Source organism: Pseudomonas fluorescens (genome assembly GCF_902497625.1).
Taxonomy (GTDB): Bacteria; Pseudomonadota; Gammaproteobacteria; order Pseudomonadales; family Pseudomonadaceae; genus Aquipseudomonas; species Aquipseudomonas fluorescens_BQ.
This window is the reverse complement of sequence record NZ_CABVGX010000010.1, coordinates 83,014-106,606: the sequence shown is the minus strand read 5'-3', so window position 1 is coordinate 106,606 and position 23,593 is coordinate 83,014. Positions and strand designations below refer to the sequence as shown.

The window sequence follows — 23,593 nt, the reverse complement described above, 5'->3', positions numbered from 1 at the left end:
CGCCGCTCAGGCACCTGCTGCGCAACGCAGTGGGCATCACGGCATCGAATCTTCTTTACAACGGCTGCTGGCCGGCAGCACTTGTGGTGCGAAGGCCGACATCTTTGTCATGCTGGTCTGTCAGCCGCGAGCCAGTTGCTACATCCGGCGCGCCAGCACCGCCAGCCCGGGCTCGAGGTGGTGGTGATCCGCGAGCGCGACGCGGTTACGGCATTGCGCTCGAGTCTTCATTGCGAATGCACGCGGGTGGTCTTGCCGTTGGACGAGCGTCTGGGCAAAGTGCAGCACATTTGCGCGCGTTGCTGGATGACGTCTCGGTGGTGTTCATGGTCGATGTCGAAGAACTGTTGCGTCCGGGCCAAAAGCTGCCCAAAACCGGCCGCCTGGAACGTATTGCCCGTCACAGCAGTCAAGTAAAGCGGCTGCGCCTACCACGTCGCCATGGTGATTCGTCCACTGAACAAGATCGCACCACGATTGCTGGAGATTCTCGGCCAATGACTACTCTCGACAGCAATCCCGGTCCAGGCACCACTCAGGTGATCGCACATGAATGATCTGCAATTGGATGGCATCAAGATTGACGAAAACGCCGCCGTGGTGTTGGTAGTGAACGATCAGGCCATGATCGGCGAAGCGGTGCGCCGCGGGTTGGCGAGTGAAGCCAATATAGACTTCCATTTTTGCGCTGATCCACACCAGGCGGTGGCGCAGGCCATTCGCATCAAGCCCACGGTGATTCTGCAGGACCTGAAGATGCCTGGTTTCGATGGTCTGAGCCTGATACGCGAGTATCGCAGTCACCCGGCTACCCGAGACATTCCGATCATTGTCCTGTCCACCAAGGAAGACCCGCTGATCAAGAGCGCAGCGTTCTCGGCCGGAGCGAACGATTATCTGGTCAAACTGCCGGACACCATCGAGCTGGTGGCGCGCATCCGTTATCACTCGCGTTCCTACATGACCCTGCTGCAACGGGATGCGGCTTACCGCGCGCTGCGGGTCAGCCAGCAGCAGTTGCTCGACACCAACCTGGTCGTGCAACAGCTGATGAATTCCGATGGCCTGACCGGCCTGTCGAACCGTCGGCACTTCGACGAATATCTGGAGCTGGAGTGGCGCCGCTCGTTGCGCGACCAGACGCAGTTGTCGCTGCTGATGATCGACGTCGATTATTTCAAATCCTACAACGACAGTTTTGGGCATCTGGAGGGCGACGAGGCGTTGCGTAAAGTGGCAGCGGCCATTCGCGACGCCAGCGCGCGACCGTCCGACCTGCCGGCGCGGTATGGCGGTGAAGAGTTTGCGCTGGTGTTGCCCAATACCTCCCCGGGCGGCGCGAGACTGGTCGCGGAAAAGCTGCGCCAGTCGGTGGCTGCTATGAAGATTGCGCATATTTCGCCGATTGAAGGGTCAAGTCTGAGCATCAGCATCGGCCTCTCGACCATGGTCCCTCAGCAGGGCAGCAATTGCCGAGAGCTGATCCTGGCGGCTGACAAGGGCCTTTACCTGGCCAAGCATAATGGGCGCAATCAGGTGGGCATCGCGTAAGGCACTTGTGAATGTGCCCTTGTGAGTGTCCCTCTGGTGAATGCGCACTTATGTAGCCGCTGCCGGGCTTGCGAGGCTGCGTTTGAGGACGCAGTCCTCGCCAATTCTGTGCGCGCGGTTTGCCTGGGAGATCGTAGTGTCTGGTTTTGCGACTGCTTCGCAGCCGGACGCAGCCTCGCAGGCTCGGCAGCTGCTACAGATTGAACGCAGCCTCGCAGGCTCGGCAGCTGCTACAGATTGGACGCAGCCTTGCGGGCTTGGCAGCTGCTACGGGTTGGACGCAGCCTTGCGGGCTTGGCAGCTGCCACGGGGGCGGACGCGGCCTTGCGGGCTTGGTAGCTGCTACGGGGGGAGCGTCGCTCGGTTAAATCCATTCGATGCTAAAGCCGCCGGGCGGGCTGCCGTGACAGCCTGATTACGGTATACTCGCCGGCTTTCAAAAGTTCGCCAACGAGTGCTGCCCGCCATGGAAATCAACCCGATCCTTAACAGTATCAAGGACCTGTCCGAGCGCTCCGAAACTATTCGGGGGTATCTTTGACTACGATCAAAAGCATGAGCGTCTGACCGAAGTCAATCGCGAGCTTGAAGATCCGGCTGTCTGGAACAACCCGTCGTACGCTCAGGAACTGGGCCGCGAGCGGTCACTGCTGGCACAGATCGTCGATACCCTCGACGAAATGCACAGCGGTCTGGCCGACGCCAAAGATTTGCTGCTGATGTCCGCCGAAGAAGAAGACCAGGCCGCCGTCGATGACGTCGCTGCTGAAGTCGAACGTCTGCGCGAGTCGCTGGAAAAACTTGAATTCCGGCGGATGTTCAGTGGCGAAATGGACGCCAACAACGCCTACCTGGACATCCAGGCCGGCTCTGGTGGTACCGAGGCCCAGGACTGGGCCAACATCCTGTTGCGCATGTATTTGCGCTGGGCTGACAAGCGCGGTTTCGACGCGACCATCATGGAACTGTCAGCCGGTGAAGTCGCCGGTATTAAAGGCGCCACCGTGCACATCAAAGGCGAATATGCCTTTGGCTGGTTGCGTACCGAAATCGGCGTGCACCGTCTGGTGCGCAAGAGTCCGTTCGACTCCGGCAACCGCCGTCACACCTCGTTCTCGGCGGTGTTCGTATCGCCGGAAATCGATGACAACATCGAAATCGACATCAACCCGTCGGACCTGCGCATCGACACCTACCGTTCCTCCGGTGCCGGTGGTCAGCACGTAAACACCACCGACTCGGCCGTACGTATTACCCACGTACCGACCAACACCGTGGTCAGCTGCCAGAACGAACGTTCACAGCATGCCAACAAAGATACCGCGATGAAAATGTTGCGGGCGCGCTTGTACGAGCAGGAAGTGCAGAAGCGCAACGCCGCCTCGCAGGCCCTGGAAGACACCAAGTCGGACATCGGCTGGGGTCACCAGATTCGCTCCTACGTGCTCGATGCGTCGCGGATCAAGGATCTGCGCACCAACATTGAACGCAGCGACTGCGACAAGGTGCTCGACGGCGATATCGACGAATACCTGGTAGCGAGCCTGAAACAAGGCCTGTAACACCGCCCCCCTGTAGGAGCTCGGGGGGACGCCTAGTCCTTGCTGAGCGATCCCCGGCCACAGGCCGGGGACAATGAACCTGATGGAATACTTAAAGACATGAGCGACCAAGAACTCGACCCGCAAGCCCTGCAACAGGAAGAAAACTCCCTGATCGCCCTTCGCAAGGAAAAGCTTGCTGCCGAGCGCGCCAAGGGCAATGCCTTCCCCAACGACTTCCGCCGCGACAACTACTGCGATGCGTTGCAGAAACAGTACGCGGACAAGACCAAGGAAGAGCTGGCGGAGGCTGCAGTCCCGGTCAAGGTTGCCGGTCGCATCATGCTCAACCGTGGCTCGTTCATGGTGATCCAGGACATGACCGGTCGCATTCAGGTCTACGTCAACCGCAAGACCCTGTCCGAAGAAACCCTGGCCGCGGTGAAAACCTGGGACATGGGCGACATCATTGCTGCCGAAGGCACCCTGGCCCGTTCCGGCAAAGGCGACCTGTACGTTGAAATGACCACCGTGCGTCTGCTGACCAAGTCGCTGCGCCCGCTGCCGGACAAGCACCACGGCCTGACCGACACCGAACAACGCTACCGTCAGCGCTACGTTGACCTGATCGTCAATGAAGAAGTGCGCCAGACGTTCCGCGTACGTTCGCAAGTGATTGCGCACATCCGCAGCTTCCTGATGCAGCGCGACTTCCTCGAAGTCGAAACGCCAATGCTGCAAACCATTCCCGGCGGCGCTGCGGCCAAGCCGTTCGAAACCCACCACAACGCGCTGGACATGGAAATGTTCCTGCGTATCGCGCCTGAGTTGTACCTCAAGCGTCTGGTGGTTGGCGGTTTTGAGAAGGTTTTCGAGATCAACCGCAACTTCCGTAACGAAGGTGTTTCGACGCGTCACAACCCCGAATTCACCATGTTGGAGTTCTATCAGGCTTACGCCGATTACGAAGACAACATGGACCTGACCGAAGAACTGTTCCGTGAGCTGGCGCAGCTGGTTCTGGGCAGCACCGATGTGCCGTACGGCGACAAGGTGTTCCACTTCGGTGAGCCGTTCGTGCGCTTGTCGGTGTTCGACTCGATCCTCAAGTACAACCCTGAGCTGACCGCCGATGATCTGAACGACATCGACAAGGCTCGCGCCATCGCCAAGAAGGCCGGGGCCAAAGTGCTGGGCTTCGAAGGTCTGGGCAAGTTGCAGGTGATGATTTTCGAAGAACTGGTCGAGCACAAACTCGAGCAGCCGCACTTCATCACCCAGTACCCGTTCGAAGTGTCGCCACTGGCGCGCCGCAACGACGAGAACCCGAACGTCACTGACCGTTTCGAACTGTTCATCGGCGGCCGTGAAATCGCCAACGCCTATTCCGAGTTGAACGACGCGGAAGACCAGGCCGAGCGCTTCATGGCGCAGGTGGCCGACAAGGACGCCGGCGACGACGAAGCCATGCACTACGACGCCGACTTCGTTCGTGCGCTGGAGTACGGCATGCCGCCAACCGCCGGTGAAGGGATTGGCATCGACCGACTGGTGATGCTGCTGACCAACTCCCCGTCGATCCGCGACGTGATCCTGTTCCCGCACATGCGGCCGCAAGCGTAAATGGAAGCCGCCCTTAAACAAGGCGGCTTTTTTCTGGATAGGGAGCGGCGGCAGCTGCAAGCTGCAAGCCGACTCCCCGCTTTCACTTGCAGCTTGGAGCTTATAACTTGCAGCTTCTTTCCTCTAACATCGCCGCCGCGGTCGCTGAAAGTGTTCAGTACCAGGGCCGCAAGGCCAGCCGGGAGGGCAGCGAGCAGCGGCGCCAGGATATTCTCGATGCGGCCATGCGCATCGTTGTGCGTGATGGCGTGCGCGCCGTGCGCCACCGTGCGGTAGCCGCCGAGGCCGCTGTGCCGCTGTCGGCGACGACTTACTATTTCAAGGATATCGATGATTTGCTCACCGATACCTTCGCTCAATACGTTGAGCGCAGCGCGGCTTTCATGGCCAAGTTGTGGGTGAACAACGAAGGTCTGCTGCGCGAGATGGTCGTCAGCGGCGATGGCAGCCCCGAGTCACGCTCGCGGTTGGCGGACGACATTGCGCGGCTGATGGCCGACTATGTGCATCGGCAGTTGATCAACCGGCGCGAGCACTTGATGGCCGAGCAGGCTTTTCGTCAGGAAGCGCTGCTTAACCCGCGGCTGGCGAAACTGGTGCGCTCCCATCAGCAGATTCTGCTGCAGGGAAGCTGCCAGCTTTTCCAGGTATTGGGTTCGCGTGAGCCACAACAGGATGCCAAGGTGTTGACGGCGATAATCGGTCGGATGGAATATCAGGGCCTGCTCAACGACGCCGAACCTGAGGCCGAAGCGGAAATGCTCGGCATACTCACGCGTTATATGCACCTGGTGCTGGCGTCGGTATAAATCGAGCGAGATCCATGTAGCAGCTGCCGAAGGCTGAGTTCGGCCGCGCAGCGGTCGTATTTTCTGAACAGTGGATCAACGAGCGCGGACGCAGGTTTACGACGCCTTCGTCGCCGAACGCAGCCTTCGGCAGCTGCTACAGGTTGGTGTGAATGGGCGTTGTGTTCATAGGGAGTAAAGAATGAAAACCTGGCGTGTCGCCGTGATCGCCTTGGCATTCCTGCTGCTCAGTGGCTGTCTGGTGACCTTTCGGGAGCCGCTGCCCGCCAGCGATCCCGCGCCCAAAGGTTTGCTAGGCAAATGGACCAGCACCAATGCCTGGGGCGAGCCGATGAACCTCGAACTGACGCGTACCAGCGACAATCGCTACCAGGCGGTCAGTTACTTCAAGGCCAAACCCAAAGAGCGCGAAGCCTATCCTTTCACCGTGTCGCGCCACGGCAATCGCTGGTATCTGTCGGCGAAAGTCCCGGCGCAGTTCGGCGGACATTTCACGATTGCCGGTTTCGAACTCACCGACAAGCAGGAACTGGTGGTCTACAACCTCGACCTCGAGCAGATCAAACAGGCCATGGGGCAGAAAGTCCTCAGTGGCGAAGGCTTTCAGACCGACGACGGCGACGGCGTGCTTGTCAACACCGCAATGGATCAGGTGTTTGCGTACCTCGACAACCCGGCCAATTCCGACGTGTTCGTTGAAGCCGTGCGCTATCAGCGCCAGACCAAAGCCAAATAACGGTTTTTCTACAGGAGTTTCGGGTGGACGATTACCAGCAGACGATACGCATTTTGTCCGATCGCATTGTGCTGGCACAGACGCCGATACGCGTCCTCGACGCGGTCAAATGGGATGACAGCATTCGCAAGGGTTTCCTCAAGGCCAAGGGCAAGGAAATGCCCGCCGTCGACCGTGATTACTACCTCAACCGTCCACTGGCGTTCGACTCCAGCAAGGTCAAACTGGAGTTCCAGAACATCGAACGCGACATTACCCGTCAGCTCGGCCAGTTCAATCCGGTCGGCCAGATCATGCGGCGTATGTGCAAGGAATACCGGATGGTGGTGCGCATGCTCGAAGCGCGCGGTACCGAGGATTTTGGTCTGATCTCGCAAGAGCTGTATGGCGCTGCCTCTGACGCGTTTCATGCCGGCGATCCGACGCTGTCTGATCTGGGCTTGATGCTTTCCGATTACCTCAACAACATCGACGGTCGCGGCGATCTGAAGGACGAGCCGAAAATCCTCACCGCCAAGGACGCCGTGAACATGTTGCAGACCCGCTTGAGCCGGGTGTTCGGTGAGGCTGAAGAAACTATTCGCGTGTTCGAATCCGACGGTATCGTCGCCGACGCGGCGGCCGGTGCCGACTACATCAAGATTCGCACCGACGCGATGTTCAACGAGCGCGACGTGCGCGCCCTCGAAGTGCACGAAGGGCTGGTGCATGTCGGCACGACATTGAATGGATTGAATCAGCCGATCTGCACCTTTCTGTCCAAAGGTCCACCGTCGTCGACGGTGACCCAGGAAGGCCTGGCGATCCTGATGGAAATCATCACTTTCGCCTCGTACCCGAGTCGCCTGCGCAAACTCACCAACCGCACCCGCGCCATTCACATGGTCGAGGAGGGCGCGGATTTCCTGCAGATCTTCGAATTTTTTCGCGAGCAGGGTTTCGAAATGGCGGAAAGTTATGGCAACGCCAGTCGGGTTTTCCGCGGCTCGGTGCCGACCGGCCTGCCATTCACCAAAGACTTGTCCTACCTCAAGGGCTTTATCATGGTTTACAACTACATTCAGTTGGCCGTGCGTAAGGGCAAGCTGGAGCAGGTGCCGCTGCTGTTCTGCGGCAAGACCACGCTGGAAGACATGCGCACGTTGCGTCAGTTGGTCGATGAAGGTCTGGTGGTGCCGCCCAAGTATTTGCCGGAACAATTCCGCGACATGAATGCGCTGTCGGCGTGGATGTGCTTCTCCAACTTCCTCAATCACCTGAGCCTGGACCGGATCGAAGCGGATTACTCCAATATTTTGTAAAACACTGATCCCCCTGTAGGAGCGAGCCTGCTCGCGATAGCGGACCGAAATTCAGTATTGATGTTGCCTGATACTCCGCTATCGCGAGCAGGCTCGCGCCTACAGGGAGTTGTATTTCAATCCCGCTTTTTGCGAGGTTTCACCGGATGAGAATCCTCGGCATCTTCTGCCTGCTTCTGACCTTGAACGGTTGCAGCTCCTTGCTCTTCTATCCCGAGCCCGGCCAGCTGTTCACCCCGGAAAAAGCCAAGCTCGAATACCGCGAGGTGACCGTCACCACCGCTGATGGCCTCAGGCTGAACGCTTGGTGGCTGCCGGCGAAAAAAGGTGTCGAGGTCAAAGGCACGGTGCTGCATCTGCACGGCAACGGCGGCAATCTGCCGATGCATCTGGGTGGCAGTTGGTGGTTGCCGGAGGAAGGCTATCAAGTGTTGCTGATCGACTATCGCGGATACGGTTTGTCCGAAGGTAAACCGAGTCTGCCGGCGATCTATCAAGACATCGACGCTGCGTTCAAATGGCTCGACCAGGCCCCGGAAGTCAAAGGCAAGCCGCTGATCCTGCTCGGCCAGAGCCTCGGCGGTTCGATGGCCGTGCACTACCTGGTACAGCACCCGGAACGGCAAAAGCAACTCAAGGCGTTCGTGCTCGACGGCGTCCCGGCCAGTTACCGCAGCATCGGTCGTTTCGCCTTGAGCAATTCCTGGCTGACCTGGCCGCTGCAAGTCCCGCTGTCCTGGCTGGTGCCGGACGGTGACAGCGCAATTAATTCCATGACGCAACTCAACGGGGTGCCGAAACTGATCTACCACAGCATCGACGACCCGATCGTGCCCCTTTCCAACGGCATCCGACTATATCAAGCTGCGCCGCCGCCGCGCGTGCTACAGCTGACCCGAGGCGGTCACGTACAAACGTTCGCCGACCCGGTGTGGCGAAAGGTCATGCTGCGTTATCTCGACGACCCGCAGCATTTCGACGGTTTGCGCCGACTGGGTGAAATCCCCAATTACCCGGCACCACCGAATCCTGTCAACGAATCACCAGAGAGTCCGCAATGAGTGAAGAACGCAACGCCATTCCGCTGATCATCACCGGTATCTGCAGCATCCTCGGCACTGTCGGTGCCTTGTGGTTCTACGGTTACCTGCACTTCGCCAAGCCTGAAGATGCCTTGTTGCTCAGCGACTTCACCATGCTCAAGACTGTGCCGGGCGAAGACTACAAGGTTTCCCTGGAGCCGGCGGCACAGGTGGCGCAGTGCATCGATGGCGTGCTGGTGATGTTCGATACCGAACAGAAAGGGCTGAGCGGCGTGTTGATCAACAACAAGAAAAAAGCGGTGCGCTGCATGGGCGAAGAAACTCCGCAGCAGCTCGCACCGTAAAATCGCTCCAACAGTCAAGCCTGCCTATTGACCCTGGCTTGACTGTGCGGCGCGGGCTCCAAAAGATTAATTGGCTTACTCCCAACGAACATGGAAGCTTTGAGGCTCGCTCCATTTAGTGGGCTGCCCGTTAAGCGCTTGACCTACCTGAATCCACTTTGTACCGCCTTTCAGTTCTTTTGAACGGACAGACCAGTTGCCCTTGTCGTCTGATTTGGTGGTAGCGAGTACATCGGAGGGATTACCGGCGGTAATCACCACAACGGTACTGCCAAGAAGTGCAGTGCCTCCGGAAAATATGGGCGCAGGACCGGTAACCGCGCTTTCGCGGGGGGTGCTGAGGTAGGGGACATCACAGCTGGGCGCCGACTCTCCGCTTACGCCTACGGCGATGGTCGCCTCTTTGTCGGATGCACTACATACTGCAACAGTGATTCCAGCGGGTTCATCTTTCAAAATCTTTCCCGGAAGGAGTGCTGGATCGGCCGTCGTAGCCGTTTCAGGTGTGCCATCAAGTTGAGTATTCATAATAAAATTGTTGTAGTAAACAATCGTGCTGAATCGTGCCCATACTCCGTTAACTCTATTGTCGGTTTCTTCGAAGTCGTCGAAAATTGTCGGTTTTCGGTACTCTAAAGACAAGTAGTTTACTGTTCTTGCTCCATCGCCAGGACGCTCGATCAGATACAGCTGAGGGCCTGAACCTCCGAGGACCCCAAGACGGTAAAGCCCCGTCGATTTAATGGTTGCTGCTTGTTTATCATCCAGCCAACCGGAATACCACCGATTGAAGGCAGGATACAAGGTTCCTCCGCCCGAAACGGAATCGCCTGTGTCCCCGTACCCCACCATTGAGCATCCTGTGGGTGCGTTGACGATGTCCCCCGATCTTGGGCATCGGGTGTAAGTACTGCCATGTGCATAACCCAAGTTATGCCCGAACTCATGTTTGTAGACATGTGGGCCGCCAGCCATGCCGTAAACCCCCATTGTATTTCCAGGCATCCACGCTGAGGCTCCGCCGTGACAGTCAATTACGTTGATCCAGTAATCCACGCTTTTAGGGTCAATACCATTTGCTGCGGCAGCTTTTAGTCCCTCAGCAGTTGCCAGAGATATTTGGTTCACTTGGCCTGACGGCTTACAGCCCTGCGGGCGCGGGCCGGAGGTATAGGACACGACTCGCCCGTTAAGAGTAAGCTTTCCTTTTGATGCCGCCGTAATATAACTGCGTAACGAATCAACATCCGTTGAGAGTGTATGTTTTTCAATTTTTGTTTTGTCCAGCGTGTTTTCGCCCTGCCAGTTCGTTACTGTCACCAGGACATTTTTTTCACCTAACTGCGGACGACCATTCACCGCTGGATCGGGTAAAGACATAGTGCCCGGCAGGGCGTCATGCTCGTCATACCGAAAGTTATCGACAGATTGGAGGCCCTCGGCTTGAGCACCACTCGATAGGACCAGAGCGGCCCCCATCATCACTTTTGTAAGCATTATGTAGACTCCTTTTACATTAAAATTAATGCTGGAACTACGTTAATGCCGGTGATGTGCCCTGCCTACTATCAGAACTAACAGCTATTAAAAAGCCCCGCCTGATCAACTCAGGCGGGGCTTTTGTGTTTAAGCAAGCGAAGCTTAGTTCGAGCTCACAGACGAACGTGGCATCACAGGCTGATTGTCGTTGGAAATGGTTACTTCCACACGACGATTCATCGCACGACCCGAAACGCTGCTGTTTTCTGCGACTGGGTATTCCTTGCCGTAGCCTTGAGCAACGATGCGCGCTGGGTCAACGCCCATTTTCACCAGCGCCATGCGCACGGAGTTGGCCCGACGCTCAGACAGTGACTGATTGTACGAAGCCGCGCCGGTGCTGTCGGTGTAGCCTTCGACAATCACTTTACGATCAGGGTTTTCCTGAAGGAATTGCGCCAGCTTGTTGATGTTTACCAGACCGCTGGATTTCAGGTCAGCCTTGTTGGTGGCGAACAGCACGTCGCCGAAAGTTACCAGGGTACCGCGATCGGTCTGCTTGGCGTTCAGGCTGTCCTGGAGCTGCTTGATCTGCTGATCACGAGCATCCAGACGCGCTTGGGCACGTTGTGCTGCAGCGTTCTTCAGATTGGCTTCCGCGGTGCGCAGAGCGATGGTTTGCTTAGCCACTTCCACGCGCTGATTGGTCAGATAAGCCAGTTGGTCGACTTTGTACTCGTCTTCCTTGTTCAGATAAGCCTTGTCGGCCTTGTCCAGATAATCGCTGGCTTCTTTGGTTTCCAGCGCCGCGACTTTGCTCGCCTGAGGATTGGCTTGCAGGCCGCTGTAGTTGGTGCGGGCCTGTTCCAGGTTCTGGTTAGGCGGTGTAGAGCAGGCAGCCAGTGCAACGCTTGCGGCCAGCAGGGCAGGGATCATCAATTGTTTACGCATAATGGTTTCGTCCTTTTGAGTCGAGTAAGAAATACGTCGTAGCGGCGCTTATTGCACGGTGCGCTGGCTTTCCTGACGCAGTTCCTGAACACCCTTCTGAGCGTCCTTCACGGCCTGTTCGGCTTTCATCGCCTGGGCTTTGCGCTCGGCAACACGAGCGTCCCACTCAGCCTGCTCAGCCAGAATGCGCGCTTGTTCGTAGTTCTTGTCGTGCATGGCCATCTCGGCTTGCTTGAGTTTGTCCTGAGCGGATTTCATTTCCACTGCTGCAAACTCGGTACCGCCAGCGCTGACTGCGCTGTTGACTGCCGACTGGGTGACCGCGTATTGCTCGCTCGGTGGGTTACCGGCGCAACCGGCCAATACGAACGTGCTGCCGATTGCCAAAGCTGCCAGCTTCAGGCCGCGCAGTGAAGTAAACGAGGATTTGGCAGTTGGGGTCTTCATGGTTTTCAACTCCATTGGGATAACTCCTGAAAAACAATAATTCCATCCTGGGTGTGGAGCCGCGACCGTTAATTTCCGGGGTATTTGAAACGGTCGTCCCAGGCGTGGTTAATGGGTGTGACCCGAGGCGTTTTTCAAAAGTTCAGCGGGTATGGCCAATCGCCCGAAAAAACAATGACCAAACGAACAAGGCTCTAACTCGGGAACTTTTGCGCAGCTGCGCAGGTATCCGCGGTTTTTTTCAACCACCGCAGACGCGCAATTTTGGAGGTGACATGAAAACTTTGTGGGAGTGGGATTGCCCGGCGAACGCGTCGTATCAGCCCATCGGTGGATCACTGGAAGATGGCTTTCGCGAGCAAGTCCGACCCCACAAGAGGAGATTAATCAGTGCTTTTGATCGTCATTCCCCGAAGCCAGATCATGCAAATGTCTACGCGACAACGCGAGAAAGCGCGGGGTTGGCCCAACGTCTTCGTACAACGGATCGCCTTCTTCGTCGGTCGCGACGACGGTCGAACCCTTCACGTAGGGAAAGCTTTTTTCCAGCTCTTCCAGCGCAGCGCCTATCAGTTCGCCGAGCAATTCCTCAGGGTGGCGCTTGGGATACATCTCGGTAATAGCCGCCAGCCGCGCCGCTGCTTCCATGTCCAGATGAATTTTATACCCGGTATCGGTCAGGCGACCCTTGGCGTTTTCTTCCCAATGTTGGGCAAGCTCGCGGATTTTCATAATGACCTCATGGCGCACCTGCTCGTGGCAGGCCGTGTGAATGTCCGGCGTCTGGCCGGCTAAAGCCGTTGTGTGGCTTACTCTTCAGACTAGCTTTATCGCCAAGGGTTTAAAGTCCCTTCGTCGTTTGCTTGTAAGAAGTAGTCCGGGGCGGCACTCTTCGAGGTCTTGGCTGACCGGATTTTTCGCTGGAGAACTGCTGATGACCGATATTGATGCACGCTTGCGCGAGGACGTTCACCTGCTGGGTGAGCTGTTGGGCACCACCATTCGTGAACAGTACGGGGAGGGCTTTCTCGACAAGATCGAGCAGATCCGCAAAGGCGCCAAGGCGGATCGCCGCGGGTCGATGGACGCTGAGCTGAGTGCCAGCCTCAATCAACTGAGCGAAGAGGAATTGCTGCCGGTCGCGCGCGCCTTCAACCAGTTCCTCAACCTGGCCAATATCGCCGAGCAATATCAATTGATTCACCGCCGCGAAGAATCGCAGCCGGCGCCGTTCGAAACGCGCGTGTTGCCCGAGCTGCTCGCACGTCTGCTGGCAGAGGGGCATAAACCCGAGTCACTGGCCCGGCAATTGGGGCGTCTGGAAATCGACCTGGTGCTGACGGCGCACCCGACTGAAGTGGCCCGTCGCACGCTGATCCAGAAATATGACGCCATCGCCGCGCAACTGGCCGCGCAGGATCACCGCGACCTCACCAGCGCCGAGCGCGAGCAGATCCAGACAAAGCTGCAGCGCTTGATTGCTGAAGCGTGGCACACCGAAGAAATCCGCCGCACCCGGCCGACCCCGGTCGATGAAGCCAAATGGGGCTTTGCGGTGATCGAACATTCGCTGTGGCAAGCCATCCCCAATTATCTGCGCAAGGCCGACAAGGCCTTGCACGACGCTACCGGTCTGCACCTGCCCATGGAGGCGGCGCCGATCCGCTTTGCCTCGTGGATGGGCGGCGACCGTGACGGCAACCCGAACGTAACCGCAGCGGTCACCCGCGAAGTCTTGTTGCTGGCGCGCTGGATGGCCGCCGATCTTTTCGTGCGTGATGTTGATCATCTGGCCGCCGAGTTGTCGATGCAGCAGGCCAGCGACGCCCTGAAAGCCAAAGCCCCGGACAGCGCCGAACCCTACCGTTCGGTACTTAAACAGTTGCGTGAACGACTGCGCGCGACCCGTGCCTGGGCGCACGCCTCTTTAAGCAAAGCCACGCCGGTCAGTGCCGATGTGCTGCAAGACAATCGCGACCTGCTCGATCCACTCGAGCTGTGTTACCAGTCGCTGCACGAATGCGGGATGGGCGTGATCGCCGACGGACCGCTGCTCGATTGCCTGCGTCGGGCCGTGACCTTTGGCTTGTTCCTGGTGCGCCTCGATGTGCGCCAGGATTCGACCCGGCATTGCGCCGCCATGACCGAGATCACTGACTATCTGGGTCTCGGTCGCTACGAAGACTGGAGCGAAGAGCAGCGCATCGATTTCCTCTCCCGGGAGCTGGATAACCGTCGGCCCTTGCTGCCCGCCTATTTCAAACCGTCTGCAGACACTGCTGAAGTGCTCGCCACCTGCCGGGAAATTGCAGCGGCGCCGGCAGCGTCGTTGGGTTCCTACGTGATTTCCATGGCCGGTGCCGCGTCCGATGTGCTCGCCGTGCAACTGCTGCTCAAAGAGTCCGGTGTGTTGCGGCCAATGCGCGTGGTGCCGCTGTTTGAAACCCTCGCTGACCTCGATAACGCCGGCCCGGTGATCGAGCAACTGTTGCTGCTGCCCGGTTACCGCGCACGCCTGCACGGCCCGCAGGAAGTGATGATCGGTTACTCCGATTCAGCCAAGGACGCTGGCACAACTGCGGCAGCCTGGGCCCAGTACCGTGCACAGGAACGCTTGGTCGACATCTGCCGCGAGCAGCAAGTCGAACTGTTGTTGTTCCACGGTCGCGGTGGCACTGTCGGCCGTGGCGGCGGTCCTGCACACGCAGCGATTTTGTCGCAGCCACCGGGTTCGGTCGCAGGACGTTTCCGCACCACCGAACAGGGGGAAATGATTCGTTTCAAATTCGGCCTGCCGGACATCGCCGAACAAAACCTGAATCTGTACCTGGCCGCAGTCCTCGAAGCGACGCTGTTGCCGCCGCCGCCACCTGAACCTGAATGGCGCCACCTGATGGACGAATTGGCGGCAGACGGTGTCTGCGCTTACCGTGCCGTGGTGCGTGAAAATCCGCAATTCGTCGAGTATTTCCGCCAGTCAACGCCTGAGCAGGAGTTGGGCCGCTTACCACTCGGTAGCCGCCCGGCGAAGCGCCGTGCGGGGGGCATCGAAAGCTTGCGGGCGATTCCGTGGATTTTCGGCTGGACTCAAACCCGCCTGATGCTGCCGGCCTGGCTTGGTTGGGAGGCCGCGTTGAGCAAGGCACTGGAACGTGGCGAGGGCGAACTGCTGGGGCAGATGCGCGAGCAGTGGCCGTTCTTCCGTACGCGTATCGATATGCTGGAAATGGTCCTGGCCAAGGCCGATGCCGACATCGCGCAGTCCTACGATGAGCGCCTGGTCGAGCCGCAACTGCTGCCTTTAGGTGCGCATTTACGCGACCTATTGTCGCAGGCTTGCGCCGTTGTACTCGGCCTGACCGGCCAGTCCCAGTTGCTTGCGCACAGTCCCGACACCCTGGAATTCATCCGGCTGCGTAACACTTACCTCGACCCGCTTCATCTATTGCAGGCGGAGTTGCTGGCGCGGTCGCGGCAGCAGGAAGTGGCGCAGGGCAGCCCGGTGGAACAAGCGTTGCTGGTGTCTGTAGCGGGGATTGCCGCCGGGTTGCGAAACACCGGCTAACATTTTGCGGGAGGCATCCGTCACTCGGAGTCGGCTTCGAGTGGCGGTTTTTTTTGCCGCGAAAACTATTGCCAAGCGACAGATATTGATGGGGTTGCGACTTGGCGAACCTCCTCGCAGGGGCACGCCAGTCGCGGGTTTCTCCGACTTTCGGCGGCTTGTGTGCTCAGGGCCTGCTGTGTATCTTGATCAGCCTTTGGCCGTTTGGGCGGTCACGACCCTGTTTTTTTGAGATTGGCCCCACGAGGCGAATCCGTTGTTTTCTATATAAAAATTTGAGGAGCACATCGATGCGCGTCATTCTGCTGGGAGCTCCCGGGGCCGGAAAAGGTACTCAGGCGAAGTTCATCACCGAAAAGTTCGGCATCCCGCAAATTTCCACCGGCGACATGCTGCGTGCCGCTGTGAAGGCCGGCACCGAACTGGGCATCAAGGCCAAGAGCATCATGGACGCCGGTGGCCTGGTCTCCGATGACCTGATCATCGCACTGGTCAAGGACCGTATCGCTCAGCCCGACTGTGCCAACGGTTTCCTCTTCGACGGTTTCCCGCGCACCATTCCGCAGGCCGAAGCGCTGGTTGATGCCGGTGTGGAACTGGACCATGTGGTCGAAATCGCTGTCGATGACGAAGAGATCGTTCAGCGCATCGCCGGTCGTCGTGTGCATGAAGCCAGCGGTCGCGTTTATCACACCGTTTACAATCCGCCGAAACTGGCCGGCAAGGACGACATCACGGGTGAGGCACTCGTGCAGCGCAAGGACGACACTGAAGAAACCGTGCGTCATCGCCTGTCGGTCTATCACTCGCAGACCAAGCCGTTGGTTGAGTTCTATCAGAAGCTCTCCGCTGCAACCGATGGCAAGCCAAAGTACAGCCACATTGCTGGCGTTGGTTCGGTTGAAGCCATCACCGGCAAAGTGCTTGAAGCATTGAGCTGATTACCGCTTGATCTTCTACGGCCCGCTTGCGGGCCGTAGTTGTTTATACTGGCGCACTTTTTTCTGACCTTTCTTGTGGAAACATCGATGAGCACCTTGCTGGCCCTGGACACCGCGACTGAAGCTTGCTCCGTTGCCTTGCTGCATGACGGCAAGGTTACGAGTCATTACGAGGTGATCCCGCGCCTGCATGCGCAGAAGTTGTTGCCAATGATCCAGCAACTGCTCGCCGACGCTGGCACCACGTTGCAAGCGGTGGATGCGATTGCATTCGGCCGTGGACCGGGCGCGTTTACCGGGGTGCGCATTGCCGTTGGCGTGGTGCAAGGGCTGGCGTTCGCGCTGGACCGTCCCGTACTGCCGGTATCGAACCTCGCCGTGCTGGCGCAACGGGCTTACCGCGAGCATGGCGTCAGTCAGGTCGCGGCAGCCATCGATGCGCGCATGGATGAAGTGTATTGGGGTTGCTACCGCGAAACGGCCGGGGAAATGCGTCTGGTCGGCAACGAAGCAGTGTTGCCGCCGGAAGCGGCAGGGCTACCGGCCGATGCCAGCGGCGAATGGTTCGGCGCGGGCACCGGTTGGGGATATGCCGAACGTATAGCCGTCAATCTGACCGGCCAGGATGCGGGTATGTTGCCGCATGCCGAAGACCTGCTGAGCCTTGCGCGATTTGCTTGGGAGCGCGGGGAGGCGATCGTCGCCGATGACGCTCAGCCGGTTTATCTGCGCGATAAAGTGGCCACCCCGAAAGCGCGCTAATCGACTCAATCCCCTTTGGCCCGTTTCCCTGTGGCGAGGGGACTTGTCTCCGTCCGGCTGCGTAGCAGTCGTAAGACCTGCGACCCGGTCTATCTGATGAACTCCAAAGTCGCTTCGCCACCTGGCGCGGGCAGGACGACGCCACAGCAAGCCCCCAAGCCACAAAAAAATACGTTCATTTCCAGCCAATCGTCAGTTTTTCCCCACGTTTTAAAACCTTTTCGTATTTCTGTGTTCTAGTTATCACTCGGCTGTTTGCGAAGTGTGCTGTGTGCCACTAAACTGCCATCACTGATACCGAGCCATGACGTTATGCGTATAGACGGCCTTTCCTCACAGTCCTACCCCATCAAGCGCAAGCCTGCCAGAGGCCGCGTGGTCGAGGACGACTCCATCGATATTGATGGAGAACTGGAATTCCCCTCCGAAGAGCAAATGGCCGCTCGCGCTGCCAAAGCTTCCGCGCAACGCCTGAGCAACCTGCCGGCCCGTCAGCAAGACATGCTTTACCACCGCGCCATGAGCAAAAGTGTGGCGATGGCACTGGCCAGCTACCTCAGCACCGCCGGTTTTGTCGATTGGGATGCGGATGTGCTGGGTCTCGACCTGTACATCTGACGGTGCTGCCTTACTTCCTCGGCTGCCCGTCGTGGAGTGAAAGCGCCTGGCGCGATTACCTTTATCCGCCTGATGCAAAGCCTGCAGAATTCCTCAATTTCTATTCTCGAATATTTAATGCCGTGGAAGGTAATACGACTTTCTACGCGAGCCCGGCTGCATCCACGGTACAGCGTTGGGCCGAGGTCATGCCGGAGCATTTTCGTTTCACCGCCAAGTTTCCCCGCGACATCAGCCACGGTGGTGACCTGCGCGAACAACTGACTGGCGCCGAGACGTTCCTGCAATTGCTCAGGCCGTTGGGCGTTCGCGTATCGCCGCTGTGGTTGCAGTTATCAAAAAGCTTCACGCCGCAGCGCTTGCCCGAATTGGCCGCGTTCATCGAAGCCGTCGACCGACCCTTGGCCGTCGAAGTGCGCCACGATGAGTTTTTCGCCAAGGGTGAAGCCGAGCGCGCGCTCAATCGGCTGTTGCTTGAGCGTGGCGTCGAACGCATTTGCCTGGATCCGCGCGCACTGTTCAGCTGCACATCGACCGACCCCGCCGTGCTGCACGCGCAGTCACACAAACCCCGAGTTCCGCCACGGCCGGCCGCGTTCACGCAGTCTCCGCAAGTGCGCTTCATCGGCCATCCGCAGCTGGAAGCCAATGATCCATTCCTCGAACCCTGGGTGCAGAAATTCGCCGAGTGGATTGAAGAGGGGCGCACGCCCTACATCTTCCTGCACACTTCCGACAATCTGTTCGCAGCGAAACTCGCGCAACGTTTCCACGCACAACTGATGCTGCGTTTGCCTGGCCTGCCGCCGCTGCCTGAGTTATACAGAGAGCCCGCCGCCGAACAACTTGGTTTGCTCTGAGGCGTCCTCGTCCCTTCTTCAGGAGCCTGCCAATGGATGCGCAAACCCTTCGAGCCCAAGCGTTCAAAGCCCTGCACGAGCGCGACGGGGCGTTTGTCATTCCCAACCCGTGGGACGCCGGCTCGGCAAAAATGCTCGCCAGCCTTGGCTTCGAGGCATTGGCGACGACCAGCGCTGGCTACGCTTTTTCTCAAGGCCGAGCGGATGGCGGCCTGACGCTGGACGATACGTTGGCGAATGTTCGGGCCATCGTTGACGCAACTGATCTGCCGGTCGCGGTCGATCTGGAAAACGGCTTTGCCGATGACCCGGCGCCATGCGCACAGAGTATTTTGCGCGTCGCGGCTGCGGGGGCCGTCGGCGCTTCAATCGAGGACGCCACGGGCCGCGAGCACGCACCGATTTACTGTTTCGAGCACGCCGTTGCGCGCATCGAAGCCGCCGTCTCCGCCGCGCGCAGCTTGCCTTTCCCCTTTACGCTAACGGCGCGGGCCGAGAATTTCCTGCATGGCAATCCTGACCTGGACGACACCATTCGCCGCTTGCAGGCATTTGCCGGAGCTGGCGCCGATGTGTTGTACGCGCCGGGGCTGCGCAGTGCTGAAGATGTTTTGGCGGTGGTGCGTGCCGTAGCGCCGAAGCCAGTCAATGTGCTGATGTCCGGCGGGCTCAAACTTACGGTCGAGCAACTGAGTGCAATGGGCGTCAAACGAATCAGTGTCGGGTCTGCGTTTGCGCTGGCCGCGTATGGCGAGTTCTTTCGCGCCGCACAAGAGGTCAAGACGTCAGGCACCTTCAGCTTTACCTCGCGCTCAATGCCTTACGCGCAAGCCAATCAATTGTTCAAGGGCTGACGATGCGGTTTCGTTGGGGCCTGTGGCTGATGCTGGTGATCATTGGCGGCGCAACATTGAGCGTCTGGCGCGGTTGGGTCACGCTGCCGCCGCAGTGGAATCCGTGGGCACCGCTGGACGTCAGGGCTGATCCCAATTATCTGACGCGCTACAAACTGATGCGGCTGCGCGATGACCCACAACTGTGCGATCAGGCCCTGAGCACTTCCGGGCTGCGCGTGGCCCGTCAGGCCGACAGCCCCGACGCGAAGTGCCCGTTGACCAACACGTTGCGCGTCCAAGGGGGGGAGGTGGCGCTGAGCAGCAGCTTCCTCGCCAGTTGCCGCCTGGCGGTGTCGTTTGCGCTGTTCGAACGCCACGCCCTGCAACCGGCGGCTCAGTCGGTATATGGCCAGGCCGTGAGGCGCGTCGATCATCTGGGCAGCTTCGCCTGCCGCAACGTTTACGGTCGCGAGGACGGCCGGCGCAGCCAGCATGCCAGCGCCGATGCATTGGATATCTCCGGATTTCGTCTGGCCGACGGCCGCGCCATCAACGTGCTGAAGGACTGGCCAAAGGATAATCAGGACGCACGTTTTCTACGTCAGGTTCGCGACGGCGCCTGTGACATGTTCAGTGTGGTGCTGAGCCCGGATTACAACGCCGCCCATCGAAATCACTTTCATCTCGATGTCGGGCCGTGGTCGGTCTGTCGCTGAGGGTCAGGCGGCGATGCGCAGGTTCTGCAGTACGATCGGGCGCGCCCAGCCGATGTCGAAATCGAAGTTCTTCTGCTGTTCCACCAGCTCTTCGGACGAGAACGGCGGGAAAGGTTTGTCGAGCAGGTCCAGCTCGAATTCAGCAATCGGCAGGTGCAGTGGACGGGGTTGCGGTGCTGCACCGGATATCGACATCAGCTGGCCGTGAGTCAGCACGATAGGGCGTACCCAACTGCTTTCGAAATCCTGCTGCTTCTGTTGAGCAACGAGCTCGTCGGCCGGGAACGGTGGGAAAGGCTTGTCGCCCAAGTCCATCTCGAACTCGGCAATCGGTAAAAACAGCGGCTCAGGCGGTTTGACCTGGGTGTCCGTGACATCGCATTCGCGTTGCGAAACGATGTGCGCGAGCAACTCGCTGCCGACGGTGGGCTCTTGCGGACTTTCGACATCGACAGGCGGAAAATTCAACGATTTGGGCAGCACATCCCCCGACTGCTCGGCCAGCGCCCGGGCAAAGAAATCCTGCCATAGGTGACTGACACCGCTCAGTGCCTGGGTATTTCGCAGGCTGTAATCGCCGTAGGGCGAAATGAAGCCTGTGAATGTAGGTTGAATGTCTGACATTTTTCTCGGTCGACGCTCGGCTCTGGCAAAATGCTCGTTAGTTTTGTTATCGGCCGTTTTCGCCGATCATTAATTTTTTGAGCGTGTTTTCCCATGATTGAGCAACCTGCGGCTTGCCGCATCCATGTAGAAGCCCTGAGCGCGGCATTTCAGGCCCAGGCCGAGCAGTGGGCCGAGCGGCTGGATCTGCCGCTGCAGGTCGCCGATGGCGAATTTGCCTTGCAGGTGGGTGAACACGGGTTGCAACTGCAGCAATTGGGAGCGGACGCCCCGGGGCCGGTTCGGGTGGACTTCGTCGAGGGGGGCGCGGCGCATCGCCGCTTGTTCGGTGGCGGCACGGGGCAGATGATCGCCAAAGCTGTCGGCATCGCCCAGGGCGTGCGACCGAGGGTGCTGGATGCTACGGCGGGGCTGGGCAAAGATGCGTTTGTGCTGGCCAGTCTTGGTTGCGAGATGAGCCTGATCGAGCGTCAGCCGTTGATTGGTGCGCTGCTGGAGGACGGATTAGCGCGCGGCGCGGAAGATTTCGATGTGGCGTCGATCGTGGCGCGGATGCGTTTGCTCAAGGGCAATTCGATCGAGGTGATGCGCAACTGGCAAGGGGAGCCGCCGCAGGTGATCTACCTCGACCCGATGTTCCCGCACCGTGAGAAAACCGCGCTGGTGAAGAAGGAAATGCGCCTGTTTCGGCCGCTGGTGGGCGATGACCCGGACGCGCCGGCCTTGCTCGAAGCCGCGCTGGCGCTGGCCAGCCACCGTGTGGTGGTCAAGCGACCGCGTAAGGCGCCGTGCATTGCCGGGCCAAAACCGAGCCATGCGCTGGATGGCAAGTCCAGCCGGTATGATATTTATCCCAAGAAAGCGCTGAAGCCCTGAGACCGCGTCGTGCCCATCGCGAGCAGGCTCGCTCCCACACTGGATGTGTGTCGAGTGAAGATCAAATGTGGGGGCGAGCTTGCTCCGGGCGGCGTTCCGGCGAAGGGCCAGCCCAGACGACCGAAAGTCGTCAGGCTGACGCTGGTCGATAAGCCCGCATAAACAACCCCACCACTTCCTGTACATGGCTCTCGGCCGCCGCGCCGGTCAACGGTTCGCCGCAGCCATACAACAAGCGAAAATTCGCCGCACCCTTGAGCAGGCAAAAGAAATGTTCGGCGGCGTTGCGCGGTTTATCGATGCTCAGCGCGCCAATCTGGTCAACCTTGCTCAGCAGCCGCTCCATGCCCTGCAGCATGCGCTGCGGGCCTGCCTCGAAAAAAATCTGCGACAGCTTCGGATCCTGGCTACCCAGGGCCATCATCAACCGATGCAGATTTACAGATTCGTCGCTGTTGATCAGATGGTGGAAGCCTCGTGCGATGTTGATCAGCACCGCTTCCACGCTGATCCCGTCGGGCAATTCGAAGAACAGCTTCGGCAATTGTTCTTCGCATTTGGCGACAACAGCAGCCGAGAACAAAGTTTCCTTGTCGTTGAAATGGCTATAGACGGTCAGTTTGGACACGCCCGCCTCGGCAGCTACGGCATCCATGCTGGTGCTCGCATAACCCTTGCTCAGAAAGAGAACTTTTGCCGCATCGAGGATCGCCTGGCGTTTGGCCAGATCCTTGGGGCGTCCCGGACCGTTTGAGGTTGGAGGATTGTTCGACATTATTCGCTTTTAATACTGGACTGGTAAGTTTGCTATTAATAACATACTGGCCAGTATAATTATTCCAAGCACCATTAGCGAAAGGTCCTTCACCATGTTCCGCTATGCCTCGCCCCTCGCGTTGCCAGTCGGTCTGGCTTTTTTGTTGTCTGCGTGCGGGCATGAGGAGGCGCCCCAGGTCAGCGTCCGGCCGGCGATGGTGGTGCAACCGGAGCCTTCGGCCCAGTCGATGAAAAGTTTCCCTGGTGAAGTGCGAGCGCGCTATGAGCCGGAACTGGCCTTCCGAATCGGCGGCAAAGTCAGCCGACGACTGGTGGAAGAGGGGCAACGGGTCAAGGCGGATCAGCCGTTGGCCGAACTCGATCCGCAGGATGTACGCCTGCAGCTGGAAGCGACCCGTGCGCAGGTCGCTGCTGCCGAAGCCAACCTGAGCCTGGTCCGGGCCGAGCGCGACCGTTATAAAACGCTGATGGACCGTCAGATGGTCAGTCGTTCGCTCTACGACAATTCCGAAAACCTTTACCGCTCGGGTGAAGCGCGTCTCAAGCAAATCAGAGCTGAATTCAATGTCTCGACCAACCAGGCCAGTTACGCCGTGCTACGTGCGCCTCAGGACGGCGTGGTGGCCAAACGTGCGGTTGAGGTCGGGCAGGTGGTGGCCGCCGGGCAAACGGTGTTTACCCTGGCCACTGACGGCGAGCGCGAAGTGCTGATCAGTTTGCCGGAGCAGAGTTTCGGTCGCTTCAAGGTCGGCCAGGCAGTCACCGTGGAATTGTGGACTCAACCGGATCAGCGCTTCGCCGGGCGCATCCGCGAGTTGTCGCCGGCGGCCGATCCGAAATCGCGGACTTTCGCCGCGCGTATCGCCTTCACCGCTGGCAAGGTGCCCGCCGAACTGGGTCAGAGCGCACGGGTTTTCATCCAGACCGCCGACGTCATTTCACTGTCGGTTCCGCTGTCCGCCGTCACCGCCGAAAACGGTGCCACCTATGTCTGGGTGCTCGGCGCCAACAATACGTTGAAGAAAGTGCCGGTTCGGGTCGGTGCCTTCGGCGATAAAACCGTGCCGGTGCTCGAAGGCCTGAACGCCAGTGACTGGGTGGTGGCCGCCGGGGTTCATGTGCTTCTCGAAGGACAACAGGTGCGACCGGTGGATCGCTCCAACCGAGTGGTCAATCTGGCGGACAAGGAGTAA

The 23,593-nt window shown here is 59.0% G+C and carries 23 protein-coding genes and 1 pseudogene; 18 read left to right on the top strand and 6 right to left on the bottom strand.

What is annotated here, in order from left to right:
* Window positions 1-69: 69 nt before the first annotated feature.
* The 9 genes and pseudogenes from F8N12_RS27800 to F8N12_RS08900 form a co-directional block, all read left to right on the top strand.
* Window positions 70-413 (top strand): annotated as a pseudogene (locus tag F8N12_RS27800) (hybrid sensor histidine kinase/response regulator); the annotation flags it as partial.
* Between the two features lie 136 nt (window positions 414-549).
* Entirely contained in the window at window positions 550-1,551 is a 1,002-nt protein-coding gene (locus F8N12_RS08935) for a diguanylate cyclase (RefSeq protein ID WP_150580135.1), read from the top strand.
* A gap of 466 nt (window positions 1,552-2,017) precedes the next feature.
* Window positions 2,018-3,113, top strand: a protein-coding gene (gene prfB / locus F8N12_RS08930; RefSeq protein ID WP_150580134.1) for a peptide chain release factor 2 whose coding sequence is annotated in 2 segments (ribosomal slippage) — window positions 2,018-2,089 and window positions 2,091-3,113 — 1,095 coding nt in all. Because the reading frame shifts where the segments join, the coding sequence is not laid out codon by codon here.
* A gap of 99 nt (window positions 3,114-3,212) precedes the next feature.
* Window positions 3,213-4,715, top strand: coding sequence for a lysine--tRNA ligase (gene lysS, locus F8N12_RS08925; RefSeq protein ID WP_150580133.1), 1,503 nt, complete (start codon window positions 3,213-3,215; stop codon window positions 4,713-4,715).
* Window positions 4,716-4,822: 107 nt separating this feature from the next.
* Complete coding sequence (locus tag F8N12_RS08920; RefSeq protein ID WP_191623133.1) at window positions 4,823-5,524, top strand: TetR/AcrR family transcriptional regulator; 702 nt, start codon at window positions 4,823-4,825, stop codon at window positions 5,522-5,524.
* A 181-nt stretch (window positions 5,525-5,705) separates the two neighbouring features.
* The gene (locus F8N12_RS08915) at window positions 5,706-6,260 is read left to right on the top strand and encodes a hypothetical protein (protein ID WP_150580132.1); all 555 of its coding nucleotides are present in this window, start codon (window positions 5,706-5,708) and stop codon (window positions 6,258-6,260) included.
* Window positions 6,261-6,283: 23 nt separating this feature from the next.
* Entirely contained in the window at window positions 6,284-7,561 is a 1,278-nt protein-coding gene (locus F8N12_RS08910) for a flavohemoglobin expression-modulating QEGLA motif protein (protein WP_150580131.1), read from the top strand.
* Window positions 7,562-7,707: 146 nt separating this feature from the next.
* Entirely contained in the window at window positions 7,708-8,622 is a 915-nt protein-coding gene (locus F8N12_RS08905; RefSeq protein ID WP_150580130.1) for an alpha/beta hydrolase, read from the top strand.
* Entirely contained in the window at window positions 8,619-8,948 is a 330-nt protein-coding gene (locus F8N12_RS08900) for a hypothetical protein (RefSeq protein WP_150580129.1), read from the top strand. Before F8N12_RS08905 ends, F8N12_RS08900 begins: the two co-directional genes overlap by 4 nt.
* 75 nt (window positions 8,949-9,023) lie before the next feature.
* Here the strand turns inward: F8N12_RS08900 and F8N12_RS08895 are convergent, their stop codons facing one another.
* The 4 genes from F8N12_RS08895 to F8N12_RS08880 form a co-directional block, all read right to left on the bottom strand.
* The gene (locus F8N12_RS08895; protein ID WP_150580128.1) at window positions 9,024-10,445 is read right to left on the bottom strand and encodes a transposase; all 1,422 of its coding nucleotides are present in this window, start codon (window positions 10,443-10,445) and stop codon (window positions 9,024-9,026) included.
* A gap of 144 nt (window positions 10,446-10,589) precedes the next feature.
* Window positions 10,590-11,378, bottom strand: a complete 789-nt coding sequence (locus F8N12_RS08890; protein WP_150580127.1) for an OmpA family protein — start codon at window positions 11,376-11,378, stop codon at window positions 10,590-10,592.
* Between the two features lie 48 nt (window positions 11,379-11,426).
* A complete protein-coding gene (locus tag F8N12_RS08885; protein WP_150580126.1) occupies window positions 11,427-11,840 on the bottom strand; it encodes a DUF4398 domain-containing protein in 414 nt (137 codons plus the stop codon).
* Window positions 11,841-12,212: 372 nt separating this feature from the next.
* A complete protein-coding gene (locus tag F8N12_RS08880; RefSeq protein WP_150580125.1) occupies window positions 12,213-12,557 on the bottom strand; it encodes a pilin assembly protein in 345 nt (114 codons plus the stop codon).
* Window positions 12,558-12,759: 202 nt separating this feature from the next.
* Between F8N12_RS08880 and ppc the strand changes: the two genes are divergently transcribed.
* The 7 genes from ppc (at window position 12,760) to F8N12_RS08845 (ending at window position 20,123) form a co-directional block, all read left to right on the top strand.
* Window positions 12,760-15,390 (top strand): phosphoenolpyruvate carboxylase, encoded by a 2,631-nt coding sequence (ppc, locus tag F8N12_RS08875; protein ID WP_150580124.1) that lies wholly within the window; start codon window positions 12,760-12,762, stop codon window positions 15,388-15,390.
* Window positions 15,391-15,680: 290 nt separating this feature from the next.
* Window positions 15,681-16,331, top strand: a complete 651-nt coding sequence (adk, locus tag F8N12_RS08870; protein WP_150580123.1) for an adenylate kinase — start codon at window positions 15,681-15,683, stop codon at window positions 16,329-16,331.
* Window positions 16,332-16,418: 87 nt separating this feature from the next.
* Complete coding sequence (gene tsaB, locus F8N12_RS08865) at window positions 16,419-17,093, top strand: tRNA (adenosine(37)-N6)-threonylcarbamoyltransferase complex dimerization subunit type 1 TsaB (RefSeq protein ID WP_150580122.1); 675 nt, start codon at window positions 16,419-16,421, stop codon at window positions 17,091-17,093.
* Window positions 17,094-17,405: 312 nt separating this feature from the next.
* The gene (locus F8N12_RS08860) at window positions 17,406-17,711 is read left to right on the top strand and encodes a hypothetical protein (protein WP_028622582.1); all 306 of its coding nucleotides are present in this window, start codon (window positions 17,406-17,408) and stop codon (window positions 17,709-17,711) included.
* Window positions 17,712-17,713: 2 nt separating this feature from the next.
* Window positions 17,714-18,571: a DUF72 domain-containing protein gene (locus tag F8N12_RS08855; RefSeq protein WP_150580121.1), complete on the top strand. Its 858-nt coding sequence runs from the start codon at window positions 17,714-17,716 to the stop codon at window positions 18,569-18,571.
* Window positions 18,572-18,603: 32 nt separating this feature from the next.
* Window positions 18,604-19,425 (top strand): isocitrate lyase/PEP mutase family protein, encoded by an 822-nt coding sequence (locus F8N12_RS08850; RefSeq protein WP_150580120.1) that lies wholly within the window; start codon window positions 18,604-18,606, stop codon window positions 19,423-19,425.
* A gap of 2 nt (window positions 19,426-19,427) precedes the next feature.
* Window positions 19,428-20,123 (top strand): extensin family protein, encoded by a 696-nt coding sequence (locus tag F8N12_RS08845; RefSeq protein WP_150580119.1) that lies wholly within the window; start codon window positions 19,428-19,430, stop codon window positions 20,121-20,123.
* Between the two features lie 3 nt (window positions 20,124-20,126).
* On the opposite strand, the gene F8N12_RS08840 is transcribed toward F8N12_RS08845, so the two are convergent.
* Window positions 20,127-20,747, bottom strand: coding sequence for an energy transducer TonB (locus tag F8N12_RS08840; RefSeq protein WP_150580118.1), 621 nt, complete (start codon window positions 20,745-20,747; stop codon window positions 20,127-20,129).
* Window positions 20,748-20,840: 93 nt separating this feature from the next.
* On the opposite strand from F8N12_RS08840, the gene F8N12_RS08835 reads away from it, so the two are divergent.
* Entirely contained in the window at window positions 20,841-21,623 is a 783-nt protein-coding gene (locus F8N12_RS08835; protein WP_150580117.1) for a class I SAM-dependent methyltransferase, read from the top strand.
* Window positions 21,624-21,753: 130 nt separating this feature from the next.
* Here the strand turns inward: F8N12_RS08835 and F8N12_RS08830 are convergent, their stop codons facing one another.
* A complete protein-coding gene (locus F8N12_RS08830) occupies window positions 21,754-22,398 on the bottom strand; it encodes a TetR/AcrR family transcriptional regulator (RefSeq protein WP_150580116.1) in 645 nt (214 codons plus the stop codon).
* 94 nt (window positions 22,399-22,492) lie between these two features.
* Between F8N12_RS08830 and F8N12_RS08825 the strand changes: the two genes are divergently transcribed.
* Entirely contained in the window at window positions 22,493-23,593 is a 1,101-nt protein-coding gene (locus F8N12_RS08825) for an efflux RND transporter periplasmic adaptor subunit (RefSeq protein WP_150580115.1), read from the top strand.

What these genes read in the sequence shown, in the direction of transcription:
- F8N12_RS08935 (WP_150580135.1), top strand. Translation starts at nt 550, where the DNA reads ATGAATGATCTGCAATTGGATGGCATCAAGATTGACGAAAACGCCGCC.
- lysS (WP_150580133.1), top strand. Translation starts at nt 3,213, where the DNA reads ATGAGCGACCAAGAACTCGACCCGCAAGCCCTGCAACAGGAAGAAAAC.
- F8N12_RS08915 (WP_150580132.1), top strand. Translation starts at nt 5,706, where the DNA reads ATGAAAACCTGGCGTGTCGCCGTGATCGCCTTGGCATTCCTGCTGCTC.
- F8N12_RS08905 (WP_150580130.1), top strand. Translation starts at nt 7,708, where the DNA reads ATGAGAATCCTCGGCATCTTCTGCCTGCTTCTGACCTTGAACGGTTGC.
- F8N12_RS08900 (WP_150580129.1), top strand. Translation starts at nt 8,619, where the DNA reads ATGAGTGAAGAACGCAACGCCATTCCGCTGATCATCACCGGTATCTGC.
- F8N12_RS08895 (WP_150580128.1), bottom strand. Translation starts at nt 10,445, where the DNA reads ATGCTTACAAAAGTGATGATGGGGGCCGCTCTGGTCCTATCGAGTGGT.
- F8N12_RS08890 (WP_150580127.1), bottom strand. Translation starts at nt 11,378, where the DNA reads ATGCGTAAACAATTGATGATCCCTGCCCTGCTGGCCGCAAGCGTTGCA.
- F8N12_RS08885 (WP_150580126.1), bottom strand. Translation starts at nt 11,840, where the DNA reads ATGGAGTTGAAAACCATGAAGACCCCAACTGCCAAATCCTCGTTTACT.
- F8N12_RS08880 (WP_150580125.1), bottom strand. Translation starts at nt 12,557, where the DNA reads ATGAAAATCCGCGAGCTTGCCCAACATTGGGAAGAAAACGCCAAGGGT.
- ppc (WP_150580124.1), top strand. Translation starts at nt 12,760, where the DNA reads ATGACCGATATTGATGCACGCTTGCGCGAGGACGTTCACCTGCTGGGT.
- adk (WP_150580123.1), top strand. Translation starts at nt 15,681, where the DNA reads ATGCGCGTCATTCTGCTGGGAGCTCCCGGGGCCGGAAAAGGTACTCAG.
- tsaB (WP_150580122.1), top strand. Translation starts at nt 16,419, where the DNA reads ATGAGCACCTTGCTGGCCCTGGACACCGCGACTGAAGCTTGCTCCGTT.
- F8N12_RS08860 (WP_028622582.1), top strand. Translation starts at nt 17,406, where the DNA reads ATGCGTATAGACGGCCTTTCCTCACAGTCCTACCCCATCAAGCGCAAG.
- F8N12_RS08850 (WP_150580120.1), top strand. Translation starts at nt 18,604, where the DNA reads ATGGATGCGCAAACCCTTCGAGCCCAAGCGTTCAAAGCCCTGCACGAG.
- F8N12_RS08845 (WP_150580119.1), top strand. Translation starts at nt 19,428, where the DNA reads ATGCGGTTTCGTTGGGGCCTGTGGCTGATGCTGGTGATCATTGGCGGC.
- F8N12_RS08840 (WP_150580118.1), bottom strand. Translation starts at nt 20,747, where the DNA reads ATGTCAGACATTCAACCTACATTCACAGGCTTCATTTCGCCCTACGGC.
- F8N12_RS08835 (WP_150580117.1), top strand. Translation starts at nt 20,841, where the DNA reads ATGATTGAGCAACCTGCGGCTTGCCGCATCCATGTAGAAGCCCTGAGC.
- F8N12_RS08830 (WP_150580116.1), bottom strand. Translation starts at nt 22,398, where the DNA reads ATGTCGAACAATCCTCCAACCTCAAACGGTCCGGGACGCCCCAAGGAT.
- F8N12_RS08825 (WP_150580115.1), top strand. Translation starts at nt 22,493, where the DNA reads ATGTTCCGCTATGCCTCGCCCCTCGCGTTGCCAGTCGGTCTGGCTTTT.